The organism is Sorangium sp. So ce385 (assembly GCF_051474135.1).
In the GTDB taxonomy this organism is placed as follows: domain Bacteria; phylum Myxococcota_A; class Polyangia; order Polyangiales; family Polyangiaceae; genus Sorangium; species Sorangium cellulosum_D.
In genome coordinates this window covers 7,269,245-7,289,573 of the sequence record NZ_CP150337.1, presented here as the reverse complement: position 1 = coordinate 7,289,573, position 20,329 = coordinate 7,269,245, and the positions used below count along the sequence as shown (strand labels likewise).

The 20,329-nt window shown below is 73.4% G+C and carries 13 protein-coding genes; 9 read left to right on the top strand and 4 right to left on the bottom strand.

What is annotated here, in order from left to right:
- The first annotated feature begins 14 nt into the window (after window positions 1–14).
- The gene (locus WME83_RS26405) at window positions 15–1,934 is read left to right on the top strand and encodes a serine/threonine-protein kinase (RefSeq protein ID WP_437312462.1); all 1,920 of its coding nucleotides are present in this window, start codon (window positions 15–17) and stop codon (window positions 1,932–1,934) included.
- Window positions 1,935–1,962: 28 nt separating this feature from the next.
- Window positions 1,963–2,286 (top strand): hypothetical protein, encoded by a 324-nt coding sequence (locus WME83_RS26400; RefSeq protein ID WP_437312461.1) that lies wholly within the window; start codon window positions 1,963–1,965, stop codon window positions 2,284–2,286.
- 114 nt (window positions 2,287–2,400) lie between these two features.
- Here WME83_RS26400 and WME83_RS26395 read toward each other — a convergent pair whose 3' ends face one another.
- The gene (locus tag WME83_RS26395) at window positions 2,401–3,006 is read right to left on the bottom strand and encodes a TetR/AcrR family transcriptional regulator (protein ID WP_437312460.1); all 606 of its coding nucleotides are present in this window, start codon (window positions 3,004–3,006) and stop codon (window positions 2,401–2,403) included.
- A gap of 194 nt (window positions 3,007–3,200) precedes the next feature.
- On the opposite strand from WME83_RS26395, the gene WME83_RS26390 reads away from it, so the two are divergent.
- Entirely contained in the window at window positions 3,201–4,349 is a 1,149-nt protein-coding gene (locus tag WME83_RS26390; protein ID WP_437312459.1) for an FAD-dependent oxidoreductase, read from the top strand.
- A gap of 81 nt (window positions 4,350–4,430) precedes the next feature.
- Here WME83_RS26390 and WME83_RS26385 read toward each other — a convergent pair whose 3' ends face one another.
- From WME83_RS26385 to WME83_RS26375, 3 genes are all read right to left on the bottom strand, one after another.
- Window positions 4,431–4,757, bottom strand: coding sequence for a rhodanese-like domain-containing protein (locus WME83_RS26385; RefSeq protein WP_437312458.1), 327 nt, complete (start codon window positions 4,755–4,757; stop codon window positions 4,431–4,433).
- A 79-nt stretch (window positions 4,758–4,836) separates the two neighbouring features.
- Window positions 4,837–7,626, bottom strand: a complete 2,790-nt coding sequence (locus WME83_RS26380; protein WP_437312457.1) for a PAS domain S-box protein — start codon at window positions 7,624–7,626, stop codon at window positions 4,837–4,839.
- A gap of 475 nt (window positions 7,627–8,101) precedes the next feature.
- Window positions 8,102–10,891, bottom strand: a complete 2,790-nt coding sequence (locus WME83_RS26375; protein ID WP_437312456.1) for a hybrid sensor histidine kinase/response regulator — start codon at window positions 10,889–10,891, stop codon at window positions 8,102–8,104.
- Between the two features lie 327 nt (window positions 10,892–11,218).
- Here WME83_RS26375 and WME83_RS26370 point away from each other — a divergent pair, with 327 nt between their 5' ends.
- The 6 genes from WME83_RS26370 to WME83_RS26345 all read left to right on the top strand — a co-directional run bounded on the left by WME83_RS26370 (window position 11,219) and on the right by WME83_RS26345 (window position 20,175).
- Complete coding sequence (locus WME83_RS26370) at window positions 11,219–13,768, top strand: DEAD/DEAH box helicase (protein WP_437312455.1); 2,550 nt, start codon at window positions 11,219–11,221, stop codon at window positions 13,766–13,768.
- Between the two features lie 64 nt (window positions 13,769–13,832).
- Entirely contained in the window at window positions 13,833–14,027 is a 195-nt protein-coding gene (locus WME83_RS26365) for an alpha/beta fold hydrolase (RefSeq protein ID WP_437312454.1), read from the top strand.
- Between the two features lie 10 nt (window positions 14,028–14,037).
- Entirely contained in the window at window positions 14,038–16,509 is a 2,472-nt protein-coding gene (locus WME83_RS26360; protein ID WP_437312453.1) for an ATP-binding protein, read from the top strand.
- Between the two features lie 160 nt (window positions 16,510–16,669).
- Complete coding sequence (locus tag WME83_RS26355; RefSeq protein ID WP_437312452.1) at window positions 16,670–17,086, top strand: response regulator; 417 nt, start codon at window positions 16,670–16,672, stop codon at window positions 17,084–17,086.
- 64 nt (window positions 17,087–17,150) lie between these two features.
- Window positions 17,151–19,481 carry an alpha/beta fold hydrolase gene (locus WME83_RS26350; RefSeq protein WP_437312451.1) on the top strand — a complete coding sequence of 777 codons (2,331 nt, stop codon included), beginning with the start codon at window positions 17,151–17,153 and terminating at the stop codon, window positions 19,479–19,481.
- A gap of 145 nt (window positions 19,482–19,626) precedes the next feature.
- Window positions 19,627–20,175 (top strand): DUF892 family protein, encoded by a 549-nt coding sequence (locus WME83_RS26345; RefSeq protein ID WP_437312450.1) that lies wholly within the window; start codon window positions 19,627–19,629, stop codon window positions 20,173–20,175.
- Window positions 20,176–20,329 lie beyond the last annotated feature (154 nt).

Sequence of the window (20,329 nt, the reverse complement as noted above, 5' to 3'; positions counted from 1 at the left end):
ATGGAGGTCGGGCCATGAAGCCGGATGCGCCCGCATCCGCCGCAGGCATCCCAAGAATAGGTGAGGTCTTCGCGCAGAGATATCGCCTCGAGCGCAGCCTGGGCCGAGGCTCCATGGGCGTTGTCTTCGTCGCAGAGCACGTCTCGCTGCGCCAGCGCGTCGCGGTCAAGTTCCTCCTCCCGCGGGCCAAGGACTTCCCGGGCGCGAGCGCCCGCTTCCTGCGCGAGGCGCGGGCCGCCGCGGCGATCCGGAGCGACCACGTCGCCCGCGTCATCGACGTGGGCACGGCCGAGATGGGCTTGCCGTACCTCGTCATGGAGTACCTGCGCGGCCGCGACCTCCAGCAGGTGCTCGACGCCCGCGGCCCCCTGCCGGTCTCCGAGGCCGTCGACTACGTGCTCCAGAGCTGCGAGGCGGTCGCGGAGGCGCATGCGCGCGGCATCGTCCACCGCGACCTGAAGCCGGGAAACCTCTTCCTCACGACCGGCACGAGCGGCGTCCCCCTGGTCAAGGTGCTCGACTTCGGCCTCTCCAAGTCGGCCGAGGACGCCGCCGAGGAGGACGGGAAGCTCACGGCGTCGGAGATGATGCTCGGCTCCCCCTGCTACATGTCGCCCGAGCAGGTGCGCTGCACGAAGGACGTCGACGCGCGCACCGACGTCTGGGCGCTCGGGATCATCCTCTACCAGCTCCTCACCGCGCGCTTCCCCTTCGACGCGCCCTCCATCTCGGCGCTCTTCGTGGCCATCGTCACCGACGCGCCCAGGCCGCCGCGCGTGCACCGGTGGGAGCTGCCCGTCCACCTCGAGGAGATCATCCTGCGCTGCCTGGAGAAGGACGTGCTGCAGCGCTTTCAGAGCGTCGTGGAGCTGTCGCGCGCGCTCGCCCCGTACGGCACCGAGCACTCGGCGCGCGCGCGCGACCAGATCGAGGCGATCGCCGCGGGCAAGGCCTTCCCCTCGCTGCCGCCCCCGCCGCTCCCGCCCGACCCCACCGCCAGCACCACGCCCGCCGGCGCGGCGCGCTTCCAGGGCGCCGCGGCGACCTGGCCGCGCCCGGGCGCCGACGACGACCCCGACGGGAGGTTCAGCCGCCGCGCCACCGTGGTCGCGCCCGGCGGCGACCACGTGACGACCCTGCCCAGCCCGGGCACGGCGGCCGACGCCCTCCGCACCCGCGACGCCGCGCCGGGCGAGCGCACCTCGGTGCCGGTCTCGAGCGACGAGGGGCCCACGCTGATGATGGCGCGCGAGGACGGCCCCACGCTGACGATGGCGCGCGAGGACGGGCCCACGCTGACGATGGCGCGCGAGGACGGCCCCACGCTGCGGATGGCGCAGGACGACGGCCCCACGCTGCCCTGGCCCTACCGGCTGCTCGCGGCGCGCCCGCCGACCGAAGGCGAGGAGAGCATCGGGAGCGTGCCCGTCGTGACCGAGCGCCGCCCCGGCCAGCAGAGCTCCCTCATGCTGCGCAAGCGCCGCCGCGCGGCCGCGCGGATCGCCGCGGCCGCCTCCCTCACCGCCGCGGTCGCGGTCGGGGTGACGCTCTGGCCCCGCCGCCCCGAGAGGTCGCCGAACGTCGCCCCCTCGTCCGGCCCGGCCTCGCGGGCGCCGGCCCACGCCTCGTCGCTCGACGCCGCGGGCGAGCCCGAGCCCCCGGACACCCCGGCGTCGGCCGGCGAGGCGCTGGAGGGCGCGGCCGGCGCGGCGGCTCCGTCGCAGCCCCCCGGCTCCGCCGCGGCCGGCGGGGCGGGGCCGGGTGCGGCTCCCTCGTCCGCCGCCTCCGGGCCCAAGACGCCGCCCGACCCCCGGCTGGACGGGGCGCCGCGCAAGCCGGCGCGCGCTCCGGCGCGCCCGCCGGGCAGCGCCGCGCACGACCCCAAGGCGCCGGCCCCTCATGAGCCCGCGCCCGCGATCCGCGACGACCGGTAGCTGGTAGACCCGGAGCGCAGGGAGACCCATGGCGAAGAAGAAGCTCTCGGCCCGCGCCGCCCGGCGCGCGGGCGACCGCGCGGCGGAGAAGCTCACCCGCGACATCGAGCGGCTCGCGCTGCTCGAGCCGGGCCACACCCCGGAGCGCGCCATCGCGCTCGACGCAGCCTCGCAGGTCGAGGTGGCCGCGCGGTCGATCCCGTGCCCGCGCTGCCGCGGCGCCCTCCGCGTGGAGGACCACACGGCCGAGACGCTGGACGGCGTCCGCCTCCGCGTCGCGCAGGTCGCCTGCAGCGCGTGCGGCGCGCGCCGGAGGCTCTACTTCCGGCTCGGCGCCGCCGCCCTCAACTAGCTCCGCCAGGTAGGCCCGCCCGAAGTCCGGCCGGATGGCCGGACTTCGGCGTCGCTCACGCCTGCTGGGTCGGCGCCGCTCATGCCTGCTGGGTCGACGCGATGACGACGTGCGCTATCCGGGACCGGGCGAGCTCGGGCGCGCGCCGTACTTGCCCCATCCGCGCTCCAGGAGGTCGAAGACGACGCTCAAGGCGCGCTGCGGGTCGGGGTGATGCTCTGCCAGGGCGACGGCCTCCAGCGCATACCGGGCCAGGGCCTGGACGGCGATGTCGTCCGCGGCGGCGCCGGTCTCCTCGGCGATGGCGCGGGAGAGCGCGTCCTCGTGGCGCATCCACATCCGCCGCGCGTACTCGCGCAGGGCCGGCGTGCGGCTCACCACCTCGGTGAAGCGGCGGAGGTCCTGCTTCACGGCCGGGTCCAGCGGCGGCGCGCGCGCCAGGTGCGCGCGCAGCGCGTCCAGGATCGATCGACCCGGGCCCCGCTCGCGCACGGCGGCCACGAGGCCGGCCTCCACGGTGGACTCCCGGTCGAACACCAGGGCCTCCTTGCTCTCGAAGTGCTTGAACAGCGTGGTCACCGAGACGTCCGCGGCCTCCGCCACGTCCGCGACCGTCACCTGGTCGTACCCGCGCTCCGCGAACAGCCGCCACGCGGCGTCCGCCAGCGCCTTGCGCGTCTGGGCCTTCTTGCGCTCGCGACGACCGATCGGCTGCGTCATGTGTCTCACCTTATCCTACAAGCGTAGGCGTCTCAAGAATTGACTAACGAATAAAGTTTAGTCATTGCACTTTTTGGGTCGCTCGCTAGGTTGCTGACCAGAGCGGCGCCTCTGGACGTGGTCGTCCAGGGTCGAGCCGCTGCGAACGAGCCCGTCCCTCGCGGAGCGTCGCGCGGGGCATCAGGAGGTTTTCGATGGGACGACCCAAGTCACCCCGCATCGCCATCGTCGGCGGCGGCCCCGGCGGCCTGACCCTGGCCCGTGTGCTGCAAACCCGTGGGATCAGCGCGACGGTGTTCGAGCGGGAGGCCTCCCCCACGGCGAGGCCCCAGGGCGGGACGCTGGACATGCAGGCCGACAGCGGGCAAGTCGCCCTCCGCGCGGCCGGCCTGTACGAGCGGTTCCTCGAGATTTCGCGCCCAGAGGGCCAGGATCTGCGGTTGTTCGACGGCGAGGGAACCCTCCTCTTCGAGCACATCGCCGGCAGCGACGAGCAGCTCAATCCCGAGATCGACCGCGGGGATCTGCGCCGCCTGCTGCTCGAGTCGCTGGACCCCGGCGTGGTCCAGTGGGGCCGTCCCCTGCGCGCCATCCGGCCGGCCGGCGACGGCCGCCACGAGGCCGTCTTCGACGACGGCAGCGCCGGGACGTTCGACCTGGTGGTCGGCGCGGACGGCGCGTGGTCGCGGGTGCGTCCGCTGGTCTCGCCCGCAACGCCCGGCTACACGGGCGTGACCTTCATCGAGATCCGCCTGGACGACGTGGACCGCCGGCACCCCGACGTCGCCCGCCTCGTCGGGCGCGGCAGCATGTTCGCCCTGTCGGACAACAAGGGGCTCATCGCCCAGCGCAACAGCAACGGCCATGTCCGCGCCTACGTCGCCCTCCGGGTCCCGGACGGCTGGGTGGACACCTGCGGCATCGACTTCGACGACCCCGGCGCAGCGCGGGCCAGGCTGCTGGATGCGTTCGCCGGCTGGGCGCCCGAGCTGCGCGCGCTGCTGCGCGCGTGCGACGACAGCTTTGCCCCGCGGCCGCTGTACGCCCTGCCCGTCCCGCACACCTGGGCCACCCGCCCCGGCGTCACCCTGCTCGGCGACGCCGCGCATCTCATGTCGCCCTTCTCCGGCCAGGGCGCCAACCTGGCCATGCTCGACGGGGCCGAGCTCGCCCTCGCGATCAGCGCGTGTCCGGACCTCGACACCGCCGTGCGCAAGTACGAGGCGACGATGCTCCCGCGCGCGCACGAGGCCGCCCTGGGCGCGGCCGAGGGGCTGGAGAGCGCCATCGCGAGCGACGCGCCCCGAGGCACCCTGGAGCACATGAGAAGCCGAGGCGGATGACGGCGCGGCGGCCGGGCGGCCTCCGGTCAGCACGGCCGACGGCTGGAGTCCCAGCGCGCGCGGCAGGAGCTCGCCCCCGCGTCAGTACCGCGGGACGCTCTCGTCGATGTGGACCGACCACGCGTCGATGCCGCCCTGGAGCGAGGCGACGCGCGCGTGGCCGAGCTTCTCGAGGATCGCGGCGGCCGAGAGGCTCCGGACGCCGTGGTGGCAGTACGCGACGATCAGCGCGCCCTCGGGGGCCGCGACCTCGTCCGCGCGCTCGGCGAGCTCGGTCAGCGGGATCAGCGTGCTGCCCGGCAGCGCCGCGACCTCGTGCTCGCCGGGCGTGCGCACGTCGAGGAGCACCACGGGCTCGCCCGCCTTCAGCTTCAGAAAGAGCTCTTTCACGGAGATCTGCTGGACCATGGCCTGCTCGCGATCGCCCCCGGAACGGCGCCGGAAAGACCTCTACCTATCCGAAGCGCTCCCCAGGAACAACCGCGTCTCACCCCGTGGCCCGCTGCCTGGCGAGCGCGGCGACGACGCCCACGAGCTCCGCCGGGTCGAGCGGCTTGGCGACGTGGGCCTGGTAGCCCGCGCCGAGCGCGCGCGCCCGGTCCTCGGCCCGGGCCAGGGCGCTGAGCGCGACGGCCGGGGTCGCGCCGCCGCGCGCGGGGTCGAGGCCGCGCACCTTGCGGATGAGCTGGAAGCCGTCCTCGCCGGGCATGCCGAGGTCGCTGACGAGCACGTCGGGGCGCTCGCGCTCCAGCACGGCCATCGCCTCCGCGGCCGACCCGGCCGTGGTGACGCGCGCGGCGCAGTCCTCGAGCACGCGCTGGGCGACCTCGCGCGCGTCGGGCTGGTCGTCGACCACGAGGACGCGCACGCCGGTGAGCTCGTCGGCCGAGGAGACGGCCGCCGCCTCGGCGCGCGGGGCGGGGGGCCGCTGCGTCGCGCCGGGCGCCTGGGGCGAGATGCCGGCGAGCGGCAGCCTGACGGTGAAGGTCGCGCCGCGTCCCTCGCCCGGGCTGTCGACCTGCACGGTGCCGCCGTGCAGCTCGACCAGGTGCTTGACGATGGAGAGCCCGATGCCGAGCCCGCCGTGCTTCCTCGTCGAGGAGGCGTCCGCCTGGCGGAAGCGCTCGAACAGGTGCGGCAAGAACTGCGGGGCGATGCCCGGGCCGGTGTCGCTGACCGACAGCTCGGCGTGCGCGCCGGCGCGCCGGAGCGCGACGTCGATCCGCCCGCCGGCCGGGGTGAACTTCGCCGCGTTCGACAGCAGGTTCCAGGCGACCTGCTGGAGCCGGGCCGGGTCGCCCTTGAGCGAGAGCGGCTCGGGCTCGACGCTCGAGACGACCGTGAGGCCCTTGGCCTCGGCCGCGAGCTTGACCGCCTCGAGCGCGCCCTGGAGGACCGCGGGCAGGTCGACCGGCTGGACGTCGAGGCGCAGCTTCCCCGAGACGATCCGGCTCATGTCGAGCAGCTCGGAGACCATGTCGGCCTGGAGGCGCGCGTTGCGCTCGATGACCTCGAGCCCGCGCGCGAGGGCCTGCGGCTCCGGGGTCCGGCTGCGCAGGATGCGGGCCCAGCCGAGGATGGCGTTGATGGGTGAGCGCAGCTCGTGCGAGAGGGTGGCGACGAAGTCGTCCTTGACCCGGCTGACGCGCTCGGCCTCGTCGCGCGCGGCGCGCTCGCTCTCGAGCAGCTTCTGGCGCTCCTCCTCGGCCAGCCGCTCCGCGGTGACGTCCTCGCAAATCCCCATGAACGACTCCACCGCGCCGTCGGGACCGAGCTCGGGGATGAAGCGCGTCCGGTATCTCCGCTCGCCCAGGGTGAACTCGATCCGTTGCTGCTTGCCCGTCCTCGCCGCCTCGCGGCACGCGGCCTCGCTGGCCTCGCACATCTCCCGCGGAAGGACGGTCTCGAAGCCGTGCTTGCCGAGGTAGTACTCGGGCGGGAACCCGGTCACCGCCTCGACGGCGGCCGTCGTGAACGTGCACCGCATCTCGGGGTCGAGCCGGAAGATCACGTCGGGCGAGTTCGCCATGAGCGACGTGAGCTGCCGCTCGCGCCGGCGGAGCTCGTCCTCCAGGCGCTCGCGCTCGGCGATGACCCGCCGCGCGTCGTCGAGCGCCGCCCGGAGCCGGCGCTCGCTCTCGCGCAGCGCGTCCTCCGTGCGCTTGAGCCGGGCGACGTCCAGGCACAGGCCGACCCAGGCGGTGATCTCACCCCGCGCGTCGCGGATCGGGACGGCCCGGTTGAGGGCCGGGTGGACGGCGCCGTCCGCGCCGAGATAGCGGAGCTCTTTCTCGTACGGCTCGCCCGTCCACAGGCACCGCCAGAAGGTCGCCACCTCGTGCCGGTCGTCGGGGTGGATCGCGTCGAGCCACCTGCCCTCCGCGCACTGCGCCTGGGTCAACCCCGTCATGCGCAGGAACGCCTCGCTGGCATAAACGCTCCGGCCCTCGCGGTCGGTGACCCAGACGCCGTAATCGATGGAGTCGCCGATGGCGCGGAAGACCTGCTCGCTCTGCCGGAACGCCGCCTCCGCGCGCCGGAGCGCCGTCATGTCGAGCGCGAGCACGAAGCCGCCGTCCTCGAACCGCCCCGCGGGCAGCAGACAGCCGCTCACGAGCATCCTTATCCGCGTCCCGTCGCGCCGCACATACGTCCTCTCGAACGGCGCGAACGTCCACCGGCCCGACAAAAGCTCCGCCCGGGCGCGCTCGTCCTCGGGACGATCCTCCGGCAGCAGCTCCAAATCCCAGCGGACCAGGCCGGCCGCGAGCTCCTCCCGCGTGCAGCCCACGAGCTGTAGATACGCGTCGTTCGCCTGGACAATGCGCCCATCGGGCATCCAGAACGCCATCGGGGCCATGTTGCTGTAGAACAGCCGCTGCATCCTGGCCTCGCTCTCGGCCAGCGCCTGCTCCGCCGTGAGCGCCCGCTCCTCGGCGCGCCGCCGCTCGGTGATGTCCTCGACGAACACCACCACGCGATAGGGCCGGTCGTGGGCGTCGCGGACGAAGACGCCCGTCAGCTGGAGCGAGCGGATACAACCGTCTTTGCAGCGACAGCGCATCTCGAACGTGAGCTCCTCCTCGCCGGCCTCGACCATCGAGCGCCATGCGGCCAGCGAGCCCGTCCGGTCCTCCGGCAGCGCCAGGTCGAACAGCCTCTTCCCGAGCAGCTCGCGCTCCGCGTAGCCCAGCAGCCGGCAGAGCGAGCTGCTGATACGCAAGAGCCGCCCGGCCGGCGCGTCGATCTGCGCGCACCCCCTGCCGGATGAGCACATCGACCAGGCTGGCTGTCCGGCGATTTCCCCCATCGCTGTCCGTTCACTCTCCAGGCCGCCGGCCCGTTTCACGTGCCCCCCGGACGTGCGCGTGCGGCGTCCCCCCCGTTTCGTCCGGCCACGCTATCACGAACACGGCGTGTTACGGCAGCATGGCAGCCGGATCGAGCGCACGTCGTCGGCTCACCCCGCCTGTCCTCGGAGTCTTTTCCGTCCGGGTCTCGCTCGGAGCCCGACAGTCCGACCGGGACATGGAGGCGTTTGCTCGCGTAATCCCGTCATTTCAAGGCACGCTGCCGCAGGCGAGACTCCTGCTCATGAGCGCCACGACGGGAGGCATCGAGTTCTTCCCGGAGGACATCACTCGGCTCACCGGCGAGCAGACTGCCGTGATCACGTCGACCGTGCGCCCGGTGACGCTCGACGCTGGCTGGATCTCTACCTATCCGACGCGCTCCCCAGGAACAACCGCGTCTCACCCCGTGGCCCGCTGCCTGGCGAGCGCGGCGACGACGCCCACGAGCTCCGCCGGGTCGAGCGGCTTGGCGACGTGGGCCTGGTAGCCGGCGCCGAGCGCGCGCGCCCGGTCCTCGGCCCGCGCCAGTGCGCTGAGCGCGACGGCCGGGGTCGCGCCGCCGCGCGCGGGGTCGAGGCCGCGCACCTTGCGGATGAGCTGGAAGCCGTCCTCGCCGGGCATGCCGAGGTCGCTGACGAGCACGTCGGGGCGCTCGCGCTCCAGCACGGCCATCGCCTCCGCGGCCGACCCGGCCGTGGTGACGCGCGCGGCGCAGTCCTCGAGCACGCGCTGGGCGACCTCGCGCGCGTCGGGCTGGTCGTCGACCACGAGGACGCGCACGCCGGTGAGCTCGTCGGCCGAGGAGACGGCCGCCGCCTCGGCGCGCGGGGCGGGGGGCCGCTGCGTCGCGCCGGGCGCCTGGGGCGAGATGCCGGCGAGCGGCAGCCTGACGGTGAAGGTCGCGCCGCGTCCCTCGCCCGGGCTGTCGACCTGCACGGTGCCGCCGTGCAGCTCGACCAGGTGCTTGACGATGGAGAGCCCGATGCCGAGCCCGCCGTGCTTCCTCGTCGAGGAGGCGTCCGCCTGGCGGAAGCGCTCGAACAGGTGCGGCAAGAACTGCGGGGCGATGCCCGGGCCGGTGTCGCTGACCGACAGCTCGGCGTGCGCGCCGGCGCGCCGGAGCGCGACGTCGATCCGCCCGCCGGCCGGGGTGAACTTCGCCGCGTTCGACAGCAGGTTCCAGGCGACCTGCTGGAGCCGGGCCGGGTCGCCCTTGAGCGAGAGCGGCTCGGGCTCGACGCTCGAGACGACCGTGAGGCCCTTGGCCTCGGCCGCGAGCTTGACCGCCTCGAGCGCGCCCTGGAGGACCGCGGGCAGGTCGACCGGCTGGACGTCGAGGCGCAGCTTCCCCGAGACGATCCGGCTCATGTCGAGCAGCTCGGAGACCATGTCGGCCTGGAGGCGCGCGTTGCGCTCGATGACCTCGAGCCCGCGCGCGAGGGCCTGCGGCTCGGGGGTCCGGCTGCGCAGGATGCGGGCCCAGCCGAGGATGGCGTTGATGGGCGAGCGCAGCTCGTGCGAGAGGGTGGCGACGAAGTCGTCCTTGACGCGGCTGACGCGCTCGGCCTCGTCGCGCGCGGCGCGCTCGCTCTCGAGCAGCTTTTGGCGCTCCTCCTCGGCCAGCCGCTCCGCGGTGACCTCCTCGGTGATCCCCATGAACGACTCCACCGCGCCGTCGGGACCGAGCTCGGGGATGTACCGGGCGCGGAACCTCCGCGCGCCGAGGCCGAACTCCATCCGCTGCGGCTTGCCCGTCCTCTGCGCCTCGCGGCACGCCGCCTCGCCCGCCTCGCACACCTCGAGCGGGAGCCCGTTCTCGCGGGGCGTCCTGCCGACGTAGTGCTCCGGCGGGAGCCCCGTGACCGCCAGCGAGGTGGGCGACATGAACGTGCAGCGCAGATCCAGATTCATGCGGTAGATCGCGTCGGGCGAGTTCGCCATGAGCGACGCGAGCTGCCGCTCGCGCCGGCGGAGCTCGTCCTCCAGGCGCTCGCGCTCGGCGATGACCCGCCGCGCGTCGTCGAGCGCCGCCCGGAGCCGGCGCTCGCTCTCGCGCAGCGCCTCCTCCGTGCGCTTGAGCCGGCCGATGTCCAGGCACAGGCCGACCCAGGCGGTGATCTCGCCCCGCGCGTCGCGGATCGGGACGGCCCGGCTGAGGGTGGGGTGAGCGGCGCCGTCCGCGCCGACGTAGCGGATCTCTTCTTCGAACGGCTCACCCGTCCGCAGGTACCGCCGGAAGATCGCCACCTTGTGCCGGTCGTCGGGGTGGATCGCGTCGAGCCACCCGCCCGCCACGCACTCCGCCTGGGTCAACCCCGCCATGCGCAGGAACGCCTCGCTGGTATAGACGTTCCGGCCCTCGCGGTCGCTGACCCAGACGCCGTAATCGATGGAGTCGCCGATGGCGCGGAAGACCTGCTCGCTCTGCCGGAACGCCGCCTCCGCGCGCCGGAGCGCCGTCATGTCGAGCGCGAGCACGAAGCCGCCGTCCTCGAACCGCCCCGCGGGCAGCAGACAGCCGCTCACGAGCATCCTTATCCGCGTCCCGTCGCGCCGCACATACGTCCTCTCGAACGGCGCGAACGTCCACCGGCCCGACAAGAGCTCCGCCCGCGCGCGATCGCCGGCGCGGCGCTCCTCCGGCAGCGCGTCGGAATCCCAGCGGACCAGGCCGGCCGCGAGCTCCTCCCGCGTGCAGCCCACGAGCTGCAGATACGCGTCGTTCGCCTGGACAATGCGCCCGTCGGGCATCCAGAACGCCATCGGGGCCATGTTGCTGTAGAACAGCCGCTGCATCCTGGCCTCGCTCTCGGCCAGCGCCTGCTCCGCCGCGAGCGCCCGCTCCTCGGCGCGCCGCCGCTCGGTGATGTCCTCGACGAACACCACCACGCGATACGGCGGGTCGCGGGCGTCACCGACGGAGACGCCCGTCAGCTGGAGCGAGCGGACGCCGCCGTCCTTGCAGCGGCAGCGCATCTCGAACGTGAGCTCCTCCTCGCCGGCCTCGACCATCGAGCGCCATGCGGCCAGCGAGCTCGTCCGGTCCTCCGGCAGCGCCAGGTCGAACAGCCTCTTCCCGAGCAGCTCCCGCTCCGCGTAGCCCAGCAGCCGGCAGAGCGAGCCGCTGACGCGCAGGAGCCGCCCGGCCGGCGCCTCGATCTGCGCGCACCCCCTGCCGGATGAGCACATCGACCAGGCTGGCTGTCCGGCGGTCTCCCCCATCGCTGTCCGTCCGCTCTCCAGGCCACCGGCCCGCCCCACGTGCCCCCCGGACGTGCGCGTGCGGCGTCCCCCCGCTTGTCCGGCCACGCTATCACGAACACGGCGTGTTACGGCAGCATGGCAGGCCGGATCGAGCGCACGTCATCGGCTCACCCCGCCTGTCCTCGGAGCCCTTTCCGTCCGGGCCTCGCGCGAGGCCCGGCGATCCGACCGGGACACGGAGGAGTTTGCTTGCATTTTCCGTGGAACCAGGCTTCTGCATGGTGCGCCCCCTCGACGGGCGTCCCAGCCGCCATGGACCAAGCCGCCGCTCCGCTCCTCGCCCGCCTCCCGCCGTCCCCCCACGACTTCACGGCCGACGACCTCCTGAACGGCTTCCTCGACTACGTCGCCGAGCGCGGACTCGAGCTCTACCCGGCGCAGGAGGAGGCCATCCTCGAGATCTTCGGCGGCAAGAACGTCATCCTCAACACCCCGACCGGCTCGGGCAAGTCGCTCGTCGCGGCCGCGATGCACTTCAAGGCGATGGCCGAGGGGATGAAGTCCTACTACACGTGCCCGATCAAGGCGCTCGTCAGCGAGAAATTCTTCGCGCTCTGCAACGATTTCGGCCCCGAGAACGTGGGAATGTTGACCGGCGACGCGTCGGTGAACCGCGACGCGCCCATCATCTGCTGCACGGCCGAGATCCTCGCGAACATCGCGCTCCGCGAGGGCGAGAAGGCGCTCTGCGACTACGTGATCATGGACGAGTTCCACTACTACTCGGATCGCGACCGCGGGGCGGCCTGGCAGATCCCGCTGCTCACGCTGCCGCAGGCGAGGTTCCTGCTCATGAGCGCCACGATGGGAGGCACCGAGTTCTTCCAGGAGGAGATCGCGCGCCTCACCGGCGAGCAGACCGCCGTGATCAAGTCGACCGTGCGCCCGGTGCCGCTCGACTTCGAGTACCGCGAGACGCCGCTGCACGAGACGGTGGCGACCCTCGTCAAGAACGGCAAGGCGCCGATCTACATCGTGAGCTTCACCCAGCGGGCCTGCGCCGAGGAGGCGCAGAACCTCATGAGCCAGGACTACTGCACCAAGGAGGAGAAGCGGGCGATCACCGCCGCCCTCGCCGGGGTGAAGTTCTCGAGCCCTTACGGCCGGGAGGTGCAGCGCTTCGTCAAGCACGGCATCGGGCTGCACCACGCGGGGCTCCTGCCGAAGTACCGGCTCCTCGTCGAGAAGCTGGCCCAGCAGGGGCACCTCAAGATCATCTCGGGCACGGACACGCTCGGCGTCGGCGTCAACATCCCGATCCGCACGGTGCTGTTCACGAAGCTCTGCAAGTTCGACGGCGAGAAGACGGCCATCCTGAGCGTCCGCGACTTCCAGCAGATCAGCGGCCGCGCCGGCCGCAAGGGGTTCGACACGCAGGGCAGCGTCGTGGCGCAGGCCCCGGAGCACGTCATCGAGAACATGCGGCTCGAGGCCAAGGCGGGGAACGACCCGGCCAAGCGGCGGAAGATCGTGAAGAAGAAGCCGCCGGAGAAGGGCTATGTGCACTGGGACCGGCAGACGTTCGAGCGGCTGATCCAGTCGCCGCCCGAGCCGCTCGTGTCGCGGTTCCAGGTCACGCACGGCATGCTGGTCAACGTGCTCGGCCGCGAGGAGGGCGGGTGTCAGGCGATGAAGCGGCTCGTCCGCAGCACCCACGACCGGCCCGCGGTCCGGCGCCAGCACGGCAGGACGGCGATGCTCCTGTTCCGCTCCCTCGTGGAGGCGCGCATCATCGAGTTCGTCCCCAAGGACGACGGGCCGGGCAAGCGCATCCGCATCAACGCGGATCTCCAGGAGGATTTCTCGCTGAACCACGCGCTCTCGCTCTACGTGCTCGAGACGGTGGGAAAGCTGGATCCCGACACCGGCACCTATCCGCTCGATCTCTTGACGCTCGTCGAGTCGATCCTCGAAAACCCCGATCTCATCCTGCAGAAGCAGCTCGATCGGCTGAAGACCGAGAAGCTCGCGGAGCTCAAGGCGGCCGGCGTGGAGTACGAGCAGCGGATGGAGGAGCTCGAGAAGCTCGATTATCCGAAGCCGAACGCGGAGTTCATCTACGGCACGTTCAACGACTACGCGCGGCGGCACCCCTGGGTCGGGCAGGAGAACATCCGGCCGAAGGGCGTCGCGCGCGAGATGTACGAGCAATACCTGTCGTTCGGCGAGTACATCCGGGAGTACAACCTGGAGCGGGCGGAGGGGCTCCTGCTCAGGTACGTCTCCGAGGTGTACAAGGCGCTCGTCCAGACCGTCCCCGACTACGCGAAGGACGCCGACACGAGCGACATGATCGCCTATTTCCGGGCGCTCATCCGCGGCGTGGACTCGAGCCTCCTCGACGAGTGGGAGCGGCTGCGCGACCCGTCGTACCAGCCGCGCGCGGCCTCCCCCGGCGGCGCCGTGGAGCCGTCCGCGTTCGACGTCACCCGCAACGCGAAGGACTTCACGGTGCTCGTCAGGAACGAGCTGTTCTTCTTCCTGCGCGCGCTCGCCCGTCGCGACTACGAGGTGGCCGCCGAGATGGTGGAGGGCGAGGAAGCCCCCTGGACGGCGGAGCGGCTGGAGGAGGCGCTCCGCGGCTTCTACGCGGAGCACGCCGCGATCCGCACCGATCCGGTCGCCCGGAGCCCGAGCAACACGATCATCCACCCGGCCGAGGACGGCGGCTCGTGGGTGGTGGAGCAGATCATCGCCGACCCGGACGACGACAACGACTGGATGCTCGACTGTAAGGTGGATCTCGAGCGCTCGCGTGAGGCCGGCCGGCCGGTCATCGTGCTGCGGCGAATCGCGAGCTGAGCCTGGCCAGGGCGGGAGACGCGGCGGGGCGCCGCGGATACGCTCGTCGCGAAGGGGTGAGGCGATGAGCGTTTCCGAGGCGTTCCGGCGCAACAACGTCCGCGTGGTGGGGGAGGGGGACAGGACGGTCGCCGTCGGCCGGTACCTCGCCGGCCGCATCCCCGGCGCGCGGCTCGCCGTCATCGACGCGTACGGGCACCTCCCGCACCTGAGCGCGCCCGCCGCCGTCAACGAGGCGCTGCGCCGGTTCCTGAGCTGAGCCGGCGGCGGTGGACCTCGGCCCCCCGCTCAAGCGCGTGCTCGCGGCGCTCTCGCAGGCCTCGGCCGAGGGGGACGCGGACGCGGCGCTCCGGCGCGTGATCCCGGTCGTGCGCGACGCGGCCGGCGCGGACGCGGCGCTCGCGCTGCGGCGGGTCGACGAGGTCACCGCGGAGGTGCTCGCGAGCGACCCGCGCGGCGTGCTGCCGGACAGCGTCACGACCCCGGCGCTCTTCGGGGGCGCGATCGAGCTCGGCCGCGGCGTCTACCGGGACACGAGCGCGCTCTTCGCGATCCCGAAGCCGCTGCGCGGCGCGACCGCGGTCCTGCCGTGGTCGCGCGTCGGCGGGATCGACGGGGCGCTGGTGCTCGTCCGCCGCGCCGCCGCGCCGTTCGCCGACGAGGAGCGGGCGCTGCTCGAGGCGCTGCCGGGCCTCCTGCACGCGCTCGTCCACCTGCGCGGGCAGGCGCTGCGCGCCGACGCGCTGCGCGCGCGCTTCGAGGCGATCGTGCAGACGCTCCCGCACGGGATCGTCTTCCTCGACGAGTGGGGCTCGGAGGCGTGGGTGAACAGCGCGGCCGCCGCGCTGCTCGGCGTGGAGGGCGGGGTCGTGCGCCTCCCCGACGTCGCGCGCGCGATGGCGAACCTGCGCGCGCGGGCCGACAACCGCGCCGAGATCCAGCGGGACGCGGTCGCCGCCTTCTCGCGGTCCGGCGCCGAGCTCCGGGACTGGCGCTGGATCTTCTCCGGGCCGCCCCGCCGGGCGCTCAGCGTGGCCACGACGCCGACGAGCGTGCTCGGCGAGCGGGGGCGCCTGTGGATCTTCATGGACGTGACCGCCGAGCACTTCGCGCAGGAGGAGCTCCGCGAGAACAACGCCGCCCTCGCGGCGGCCCGCGAGGCCGCCGACGCGGCGAACGCGTCGAAGTCGCGCTTCCTCGCGACCATGAGCCACGAGCTCAGGACGCCCATGAACGGCGTGCTCGGGATGACCGGGCTGCTCCTCGACACGCCGCTCACCGCCGACCAGCGCGACCTCGTCGAGACGCTCCGGACGAGCGGGGAGGCGCTCCTCGCCATCGTGGACGACGTCCTCGACCTCTCGAAGATCGAGGCGGGCCTGCTCGAGCTCGAGAGCCGGCCGATCGCGCTGCGCGCGTGCGTCGAGGGCGCGCTCGACCTGCTCGCGCCGAAGGCCGCGAGCAAGGGGATCGCGCTCGGGATCCGCATCGCGCCGGACGTGCCCGCCGCCGTCTACGGCGACGCCACGCGCCTCCGGCAGATCCTCGTGAACCTCGCGGGGAACGCGGTGAAGTTCACGCAGCGGGGCGAGGTGACGGTCGAGGTGTCCCTGCTGGGCGCGGACGAGGCGATCGCGCCCGCCGCGCCGGCGGAGCCGGGCGGCGCGGCCGTGGACCCGCCGTGCGCGATCCACATCAAGGTGCGCGACACGGGCGTCGGCATCCCGGCCGATCGCATGGATCGGCTGTTCCGCGCGTTCAGCCAGGCCGACGCGTCGGTCGCGCGCAGCCACGGCGGCACCGGCCTCGGCCTCGCGATCACGAAGCGGCTCGCCGAGCTCATGGGCGGCCGGGTGTGGGCCGAGAGCGCGCCCGGCGTCGGCTCGACGTTCCACGTGGCCATCGCCGCCCGGCGCGCCCCGGATCCGCCGCCGCCGGCGGCGAGGGCGTCCGGGCTCGACGCCTCGCTCGGGCGGGAGGCGCCGCTCGCGATCCTCGTCGCGGAGGACAACGCCGTGAACCAGAAGGTCATCGGCCTCCTGCTCGAGCGGCTCGGCTACCGGGCCGACATCGTGGCGAACGGCCTCGAGGCGCTCGAGGCGCTGGAGCGGCGGCCCTACGACGTCCTCCTGATGGACGTGCAGATGCCGGAGCTCGACGGGCTCGAGGCGACCCGGAGGCTCCGCGCCCTGCGCGGGGGCGCCCGCGGTCGGCCGCGCGTGGTCGCGCTCACGGCCAACGTGATGACCGACGATCGCGAGCGCTGCCGGGCGGCGGGCATGGACGACTTCCTCGCGAAGCCGATCCAGATCGACCCCCTCGTGGCGGTGCTCCGCCGCGCGGCGGAGGCGGCGAGGGCGGAGGGGCCGGCCGCGATCGAGGCCGCCCCGGCGCCGGCGCCGCCCCTCGACCGCGAGACGCTGGCGACGCTGCGGGGCATCATCGACGGGCCCGGCGAGCTCGCCGGGCTCATCGACGTGCAGCTCGCGAGCGCGGCCGAGCTCCTCGGCGACATGCGCGCCGCGCTGGCGCGCGGGGACGCGGGCGCGCTGGCCGCCGCCGCCCACCAGCTCAAGGGGAGCAGCGCCATGTTCGGCGCGCTCGCCGCGTCGGAGCGCTGCGCCGCGCTCGAGCGCGCCGCGCGCGAGGACCTCGCGGGGCAGGCGCGCGAGCGCCTCGACGCGCTCGAGGCCGAGTGGGCGCGCGCGCGCGAAGCCCTCGAGTCCGAGCGGGGCGCCTGAGCCGCGCCCGCAGAGGCGGTGAGCGGTTCACGTCTGTTCCATCCCATGTCGAATGTGTGCGTATCGGGGAAATCCGGTTTCGCGTGAGAGCAGCCCATTCCGACGAGACTGCGCCGCGGGCGCGGCTACACTGCGTGAAGGCGACAGGACGGAAGACTACATGTCAGACGTGCATGGGAGTGAGGGCGGCTCGGCGCGAGAGCGCGCCGCCGCGCAGAGCGCGATGGTCGTCGACGACGACATCGCGGTGGCCTCGGTGGTCGAGCGCGTCCTGCGGCGCAAGGGGGTCGATGTCATCCAGGTGCCGCAGGCCTTCGGCGTGATGAACCGGATCGCGAAGCACCGGCCGTCGCTCGTGCTCCTCGACGTGAGGATGCCCGGGCTCGACGGCCCGACCCTGGTCACCCTCATCCGCCGGGACCCGGAGATCGCGAGGACCAGGATCGTCCTTTATTCTGCGCTGGCGGTGGACGCGCTCGCGCAGACGGCCGACGCGTGCGGGGCCGATGGATTCATCGCCAAGTCGCTCGGCCTGCCGCACCTCGAGAAGAGCCTGGAGCTCTACCTCGGGCGGTGAGGCCCCGCGCCCGCGGGGCGCAGCGCGGTTTGACTTCGTCGCGGCGACGGGCGAGATCGCGGCCATGCGAAGGCCGCTCACCGCAACATCGCTCCCCGCAACGTGGTTGTCGCTCGCGTCGCTGGCCCTCTCGTCGGCCGCCGGGTGCGCCCCGCCGGCCGGCTCGCCGCCGGTGAGGGCGGGCGCGCCGGCCGCGGCCTCGCCGGGCGGCGGCGCGGCGCCGAAGGTGGGTGACGCGGGGGGCAAGACGGCCATCGCCGGGCCGGAGGCGAGCCGGGTCACGTATGCGCACCTCGGCCGGCAGCCGCCGCTCGGCGCGCGGTTGCCGAGGGCGGTCCAGTACGCGCCCGGCGGCAAGCTGGTCACCTACCTCCAGCGGCGGCCGGACGGGCCGGAGCAGGCGCTCTTCGCCTTCGACACCGCGTCGCGCGAGACACGGCAGCTCGTCGCGTCGGGCGACCTGCTGAAGGAGTCGAAGCCGCTCTCCCGCGAGGAGGAGCTCCGCCGCGAGCGACAGCGCATGTTCTCGCGGGGGATCACCGCGTATTCATGGGCCAAGCGCGCAGAGGTGATGCTCATCCCCTTCGGCGGCGACCTCTTCCTGCGCGACCCGGCGGGCGCGATCGCGCGGCTCACCAGCACGCCCGAGCCGGAGATCGATCCCAAGGTGTGCGACGGCGGCGAGCGCGTCGTGTTCGTCCGCGGGCGCGAGCTCTTCATGATCGACGTCGCCTCGCGCCGCGAGACCGCGCTCACCCGCGGCGCGCCCGAGGGCGTCTCGCGCGGCCTCACCGACTTCAACGGCCAGGAGGAGTTCGACGAGCCGAGCGGCTTCTGGATCTCCCCCGGCTGCGACCGGGTGGCCTACCTCGAGGTCGACGAGCGCGACGTCGAGCGGGTGCCCGTCTTCGGCGTCCGCGACGGCAAGGAAGATCTCCAGATGGTGCGTTATCCGCGCGTCGGCGGGAAGAACCCCCGCGTCCGGGCGGGCGTGCTCGACCTCGCCACCAAGAAGACGACCTGGCTCGCGTGGAAGGGCGGCCAGGAGGAGCGCTATCTCGGCCGGTTCGCGTGGGCCGACGGCGGCAAGGCGCTCTGGTTCCAGGCGCTCTCGCGCGACCAGAAGCGCCTCGCGCTCCTCCGCGCGAACCCGCGCTCGGGCGAGGCCGCCGAGGTCGTCGTCGAGACCTCGCCGAGCTGGGCGGACTTCGGCGAGATGCGCCCCCTCGAGCGCTCGCCGAGGTTCCTCTGGGTGACCGCCGCGGGCGGCCACCGTCACCTCGCGCTGCGCGACGCGGACTCGGGCGCGGAGCTCGCGAAGCTCACCGCGGGCGACTGGGACATCACCGCGCTCGCCGCGCCGGACGAGGAGCGCGGCGAGGCGCGCTTCGTGGCCACGAAGGACGGCCCGACCGAGCGGCACCTCTACACGGTGCCGCTCGCGGGCGGCGAGGTGAAGCGGGTCACGGCGGAGCCGGGGGTGCACTTCGTCACCGTGGAGCCGAAGGGGCCGGGGTACGTGGACGTCCACTCGGCCCTGGGTCGCCCGTGGAAGGCCGCGGTGCGGGGCGAGGGCAACGCCGAGCTCGGCGCGATGCCGGCGCCGATCGACCCCGAGCTCGCGGACCTCGGCCTGCGCGCCCCCGAGATCGTCCAGGTGCGCGCCGAGAGCGGCGACACGCTCTACGGCGCGCTGCTCGCGCCGCGGGCGATCGAGCCCGGCCGCCGCTACCCGGTCGTGGTGAGCGTGTACGGCGGGCCCGGCGTCCAGACGGTGTTCAACTCCTGGTCGCCGCTCCTCTTCTGGAACCACCTCGCCGACCGCGGGGTGGTGGTCTTCCAGCTCGACAACCGCGGCTCGGCCAACCGCGGGCGCGCGTTCGAGGCGCCCATCCACGGGCGCCTCGGCGAGGTCGAGCTCGCCGATCAGATCGCGGGCCTCGAGTTCCTGAAGACGCTGCCGTACGTCGACGCGGGTCGCGTGGGCATCTACGGCCACAGCTATGGCGGGAGGATGGCGCTGGAGGCGCTCCTCAAGGCGCCGGACCGCTTCCACGTCGGCGTCGCGGGCTCGCCGGCGACCGACGATCGGCTCTACGACACCGGCTATACCGAGCGGTACATGGGGCTCCTCGACCAGGCGGCCGCCCGGTACGAGGCGACCGACCTCTCGAAGCACGCGGGGAACCTGCGCGGCAAGCTGCTGCTGATGCACGGGCTCATGGATGAAAACGTGCACTTCGCGCACACGGCCAAGATGATCGAGGCGCTCATGGCCGCGGACAGGCGGTTCGACATGGTCGTGTTCCCGGGCGAGCGGCACGGCTACCGGTCGCCGGTCGCGAGCCATTTCGCGAACCGCACCATCGTCGAGTACCTGACCGAGCACCTCTGATCGGCGCGCCCTCGCCTCGCGCGCGGGCAGGCGCGCGCCTGCCCCCGTGCGCCGCCGCTCGCCGCCGCGCCGCCGCGCGCACCGGCCGGGCGCGCGTTGCCGCTCGGCGGCCTGCGAATCGCATCTGCCCCGGCCGGAGGCATCCATGCAGAAGCTTGCACAGGTGAACAAGGACAAGGCCATCGACCTGCTCAACGAGCGGCTCACGTTCGAGCGCGCGAGCGTGAAGCTGTACGACTCCACCATCCAGAAGGTCGGCCGCACGGCCGATCCCAGCCTGCTGAACCTGCTCGATCGGCTCCGGGAGCACCGGAATCAGGAGAAGGAGCACGAGGAGTGGCTCGAGGAGCAGATCCGCGCGCTCGGCGGGGACGCGCACGCCGAGACCGAGATGTCGCGGCTGATCGAGATCGAGTCGCGGGGGCTCGAGCAGGTGGTGCTCGACGGCGACCAGAACCCGGCCCACCTCTTCCACGCGCTGCTCACCGCGGAGCTCGTCGACAACGCCGGCTGGCAGCTGTTGCTCGAGCTCGCCGACGAGGCGGACGACGCCGAGGCGAGGGAGGCGTTCCGGTGCCGCCTGCACGAGGAGGAGGACCACCTGGCCCTCACGCGCGAGGTCGTCGAGCGGCTCACGCGCAAGGAGCTGCTCGGGGCGCGGGACGAGGCCATCGCGGCGGCGCATCCGACGTAATCCGGCGCCGGGCGGCGCGCGCCCCGGTCAACCCCGGCGCGGGGCGGGGCGGGGCGAGGCGTCGCTCTTCGGCTTCTCCGCCGACGAGGCCGCCTCCTCGCCGCCGCGGCGCGCCTTGGTGGCCCTGGCCGGCGCGGCGGCCCTGGCCGGCTTG

Excerpts from the sequence above, each read along its gene's own strand:
- WME83_RS26400 (WP_437312461.1), top strand. The coding sequence starts at position 1,963 with ATGGCGAAGAAGAAGCTCTCGGCCCGCGCCGCCCGGCGCGCGGGCGAC.
- WME83_RS26375 (WP_437312456.1), bottom strand. The coding sequence starts at position 10,891 with ATGTGCTCATCCGGCAGGGGGTGCGCGCAGATCGAGGCGCCGGCCGGG.
- WME83_RS26345 (WP_437312450.1), top strand. The coding sequence starts at position 19,627 with ATGCAGAAGCTTGCACAGGTGAACAAGGACAAGGCCATCGACCTGCTC.
- WME83_RS26365 (WP_437312454.1), top strand. The coding sequence starts at position 13,833 with ATGAGCGTTTCCGAGGCGTTCCGGCGCAACAACGTCCGCGTGGTGGGG.
- WME83_RS26390 (WP_437312459.1), top strand. The coding sequence starts at position 3,201 with ATGGGACGACCCAAGTCACCCCGCATCGCCATCGTCGGCGGCGGCCCC.
- WME83_RS26385 (WP_437312458.1), bottom strand. The coding sequence starts at position 4,757 with ATGGTCCAGCAGATCTCCGTGAAAGAGCTCTTTCTGAAGCTGAAGGCG.
- WME83_RS26380 (WP_437312457.1), bottom strand. The coding sequence starts at position 7,626 with ATGTGCTCATCCGGCAGGGGGTGCGCGCAGATCGACGCGCCGGCCGGG.
- WME83_RS26350 (WP_437312451.1), top strand. The coding sequence starts at position 17,151 with ATGCGAAGGCCGCTCACCGCAACATCGCTCCCCGCAACGTGGTTGTCG.
- WME83_RS26355 (WP_437312452.1), top strand. The coding sequence starts at position 16,670 with ATGTCAGACGTGCATGGGAGTGAGGGCGGCTCGGCGCGAGAGCGCGCC.
- WME83_RS26395 (WP_437312460.1), bottom strand. The coding sequence starts at position 3,006 with ATGACGCAGCCGATCGGTCGTCGCGAGCGCAAGAAGGCCCAGACGCGC.
- WME83_RS26370 (WP_437312455.1), top strand. The coding sequence starts at position 11,219 with ATGGACCAAGCCGCCGCTCCGCTCCTCGCCCGCCTCCCGCCGTCCCCC.
- WME83_RS26405 (WP_437312462.1), top strand. The coding sequence starts at position 15 with ATGAAGCCGGATGCGCCCGCATCCGCCGCAGGCATCCCAAGAATAGGT.